Consider the following 3,184-nt stretch of genomic DNA (forward strand, 5'->3'; position numbering starts at 1 on the left):
TAACCGCTAACTCTTTATTCCGCTTATCCACCAATTGTATGTAATCGCCCAATCGTTTGTAGTTATTCATCTGCACCTTGGTTTAACTTATTTAAAAGTTCATTTGTTAAGCTATTCATCTTCGAAAATGCAAACCATTTTTTACCCAAATCTTTAAGAGATGCGCCCAAGTGATACAAGTCTTTTTTGTCGATGATTAAAAATCGGTCGTGCGAAAGTCCTAATTTTTTAATATTAATTTTAGGATATTGTTGATTGTGTTTATCTAAATCTAATTTTAGATTCTTGCTAATTGTTTTTGTATAAATAGTTGCCCCTACATTTCTGCCTCTTTTTGCAAGTAAAGTAAGCACGGTTTCATCAATATAGTTGTCAATTAGGATAATTGATTGTTGGGATTTTTTTATCAATTCTGCCACAAATACATAGGAATCAAAAATTTGTCCATCGAAGAATATGCCTTTATTAGGTGGCAGGCTTGTGTTTATTTGTAAATCAATACTATTTACTTTTTCGGCTAAAGCTTGTACATTATCTTCAATTTGATTTATACGATTGTTTATGACATAACCTTTTAACAAGTAGTCTTTTAAAACTTTATTCGCCCAAATTCTAAATTGCGTGCCTTGCTTAGACTTTACTCTATAACCAACTGAAATAATAACATCAAGATTATAATACTCAATCTGCCTTTCAACATTTCTGCCTCCTTCAATTTGAACTGTCGCAAAATTTGCGATAGTTGAACCTTTATCAAGTTCACCTTCTGAAAAAACATTGTTAATGTGTTTGCCAATTGTTTTAATATCTCTATCAAACAACATTGAAATTTGTTGCCGGTTTAGCCAAACCGTTTCCTTTACAACTTTTACCTCTACTCGTGTAAGATTGTCAGCCTGATATATTATTATTTCGTTTTTATTATAACTCATAACCCAATACCTTAAAGGCGTTAATCAATTGGTCTTGTGAGTCCTTTTCCTCTTGTAATAATGTTTTGAAATCTTTTTGAATACGCTTCATTTCGGTATCAAAATCAATGCCGCTGTCTTTATCTACAAACTCAATGTATTTACTTGGCACAAGCGAAAAGTGGTTGGCCTCTATCTCTTCAAAACTGGCTGACTTGCAAAATTCAGGAATATCTTTGTAAGTAGACTCAAAATCAGTTTGTTGCCAGTTATGATAGTTCAACGCTACTTTTGTAATATCTTGCTCGGTCAGTTGTACATACTTTTTTTCGTATTCACTGCCCCAACGCCTTAAATCCATAAACAAAATTTCTTTTTCACGATTACGGTAGTTTTTATCAATGCTGTTTATATGAGCGGTTCTTTGTTTTTTATTTTTATTCAGAACCCACAGCGTTACGCTAATGTCAGTGGTATAAAAGGTATTTCTTGGGATAATGATAATGGCTTCAACCAGATTGTTTTCAATCAGCTTTTTACGAATTTTGTATTCTTCTCCGCCACCCGATAAAGCACCGTTGGCAAGGATAAAACCCGCAACGCCATTTTCAGAAAGCTTGGACACCATATTAAGAATCCAGCCATAATTGGCATTACTTTTGGGCGGCACTTCATAACCCATCCAGCGAGGGTCGTCCAACAGTTCGTTTTCGCCTCGCCAATCTTTCAAGTTAAAAGGTGGATTGGCCATTATGTAATCGGCTTTTAAATCTTTGTGTTGGTCATTTGCAAATGTATCTGCGTGTTTTTCACCAAGGTTTGACGAAATTCCTCTAATAGCAAGGTTCATTTTTGCCAATTTATAAGTGGTTGGCGTATTCTCTTGCCCGTAAATGGAAACCTCTTTTTTTGTGCCCTGATGGTTTTCAATAAACTTGATGGATTGCACAAACATTCCACCCGTTCCGCAACAAGGGTCATAAATAATACCCTTGTAGGGTTCTATAAGTTCAGCAATCAAGTTTACAATGGTTTTGGGGGTGTAAAATTCGCCCTTGCCCTTGCCACTGCTTTCTTTTAGTGCAAATTTACCTAAAAAATATTCATAGACACGCCCAATAATATCCTGCCCATTATCTTTGAGCGTATCAATGTCATTGATGGTATCTAAAAGAGAGGCCAGTTTTGTTTTATCTAAGGCAAGACGAGAAAAGTAATTGTCAGGCAATGCCCCCTTTAAAGAGGGATTGCCTTTCTCAATCGTGTTGAGTGCAGTATCAATTTTTAAAGAAATATCATTTTGCTTGGCATTTTTAATAATGTAGTTCCAACGAGAAATATCTTTCAGAAAGAAGACATTTTTCATGGCATAAAATTCCTTCCTTTCACCATATTTTTCTTGACCACCCTCGATAAGTTCTTTTTTGCGTTGTTCAAACTTATCACTGGCAAATTTCAGGAAAATAAGCCCCAACACAACATGCTTATATTCAGCAGGCTCAACCGATCCTCTTAATTTATCGCAGGACTGCCAGAGTGTCTCTTCTATGGATTTTTCTTTTGTATTATTTTTCTTTGCCATTGCTATCTGTTATTTCCTTTTAATTTTTTGGTTTCGTGTTATGGATTTTGATGTATAACATTTGAATTCAGCCGGTGCGTTAGCAATCGGCTGGAATGATTTGCTAGGTTGTTCCACTTGATTTTTTTAAATTCATTGATTATTAAGAGACTAACTGCGGTTCCCCCACTTAAGCAGACACCGAATTGATAAATTATAGCCTTGTTTTTTATCAAAAATACCACTATTTTTGAGGTCAACAAGGGTCTATTGCTAGAACATGGGCACCAAAAGGCACCAGACCTAGAGCAATAAGACAACAACAATTTAAATACGCCTACACCTTTGGTGCCACTTGTCCAGCAAGAGACAAGGCACTTGGCTTGGTATTGCCTTTGGCAAATACCAATGGTATGATTGAGCATTTAAGGTCAATCTCCCAAGCAACAGCAACAGCAAAAGGTAGGGTTGCCGTTGTAATAATGGATAGAGCAGAGCAGCATGGTATACCACTGGAAAAATTAAATGTTTTGATAATATCATTTCATTCCAATTGCATTACCGCCATATTCTCCAGAGCTTAATCCAGTAGAGCAGTTATGGCTTAATACTAAGCAAAGATATTTATCGAATATGGCTTTTAAGGATTATGATGAAATTGTAGATAAGTGTTGTGATGCTTGGAATGATATTGGTTACAAATCAACAAAGG

At 35.6% G+C, this 3,184-nt stretch carries 4 protein-coding genes; 2 read left to right on the forward strand and 2 right to left on the reverse strand.

Annotated features, from left to right (window positions below; translation table 11 throughout):
* Window positions 1-62 precede the first annotated feature (62 nt).
* Window positions 63-932: a RhuM family protein gene (locus BAZSYMA_RS00690; protein ID WP_090714530.1), complete on the reverse strand. Its 870-nt coding sequence runs from the start codon at window positions 930-932 to the stop codon at window positions 63-65.
* Window positions 922-2,493 carry a type I restriction-modification system subunit M gene (locus BAZSYMA_RS00695; RefSeq protein WP_090714532.1) on the reverse strand — a complete coding sequence of 524 codons (1,572 nt, stop codon included), beginning with the start codon at window positions 2,491-2,493 and terminating at the stop codon, window positions 922-924. The genes BAZSYMA_RS00690 and BAZSYMA_RS00695 overlap by 11 nt, the downstream gene beginning before the upstream one ends.
* A gap of 374 nt (window positions 2,494-2,867) precedes the next feature.
* Here BAZSYMA_RS00695 and BAZSYMA_RS10280 point away from each other — a divergent pair, with 374 nt between their 5' ends.
* The gene (locus BAZSYMA_RS10280) at window positions 2,868-3,056 is read left to right on the forward strand and encodes a hypothetical protein (RefSeq protein ID WP_241502507.1); all 189 of its coding nucleotides are present in this window, start codon (window positions 2,868-2,870) and stop codon (window positions 3,054-3,056) included.
* A partial coding sequence (locus BAZSYMA_RS10605) for a transposase (protein WP_420912274.1) occupies window positions 3,025-3,184 on the forward strand: 160 nt, incomplete at its 3' end. The genes BAZSYMA_RS10280 and BAZSYMA_RS10605, both read left to right, overlap by 32 nt.

Origin of the sequence: Bathymodiolus azoricus thioautotrophic gill symbiont, assembly GCF_001298715.1 — a bacterium.
Taxonomy (GTDB): Bacteria; Pseudomonadota; Gammaproteobacteria; order PS1; family Pseudothioglobaceae; genus Thiodubiliella.

What these genes read in the sequence shown, in the direction of transcription:
- BAZSYMA_RS00690 (WP_090714530.1), bottom strand. Translation starts at nt 932, where the DNA reads ATGAGTTATAATAAAAACGAAATAATAATATATCAGGCTGACAATCTT.
- BAZSYMA_RS00695 (WP_090714532.1), bottom strand. Translation starts at nt 2,493, where the DNA reads ATGGCAAAGAAAAATAATACAAAAGAAAAATCCATAGAAGAGACACTC.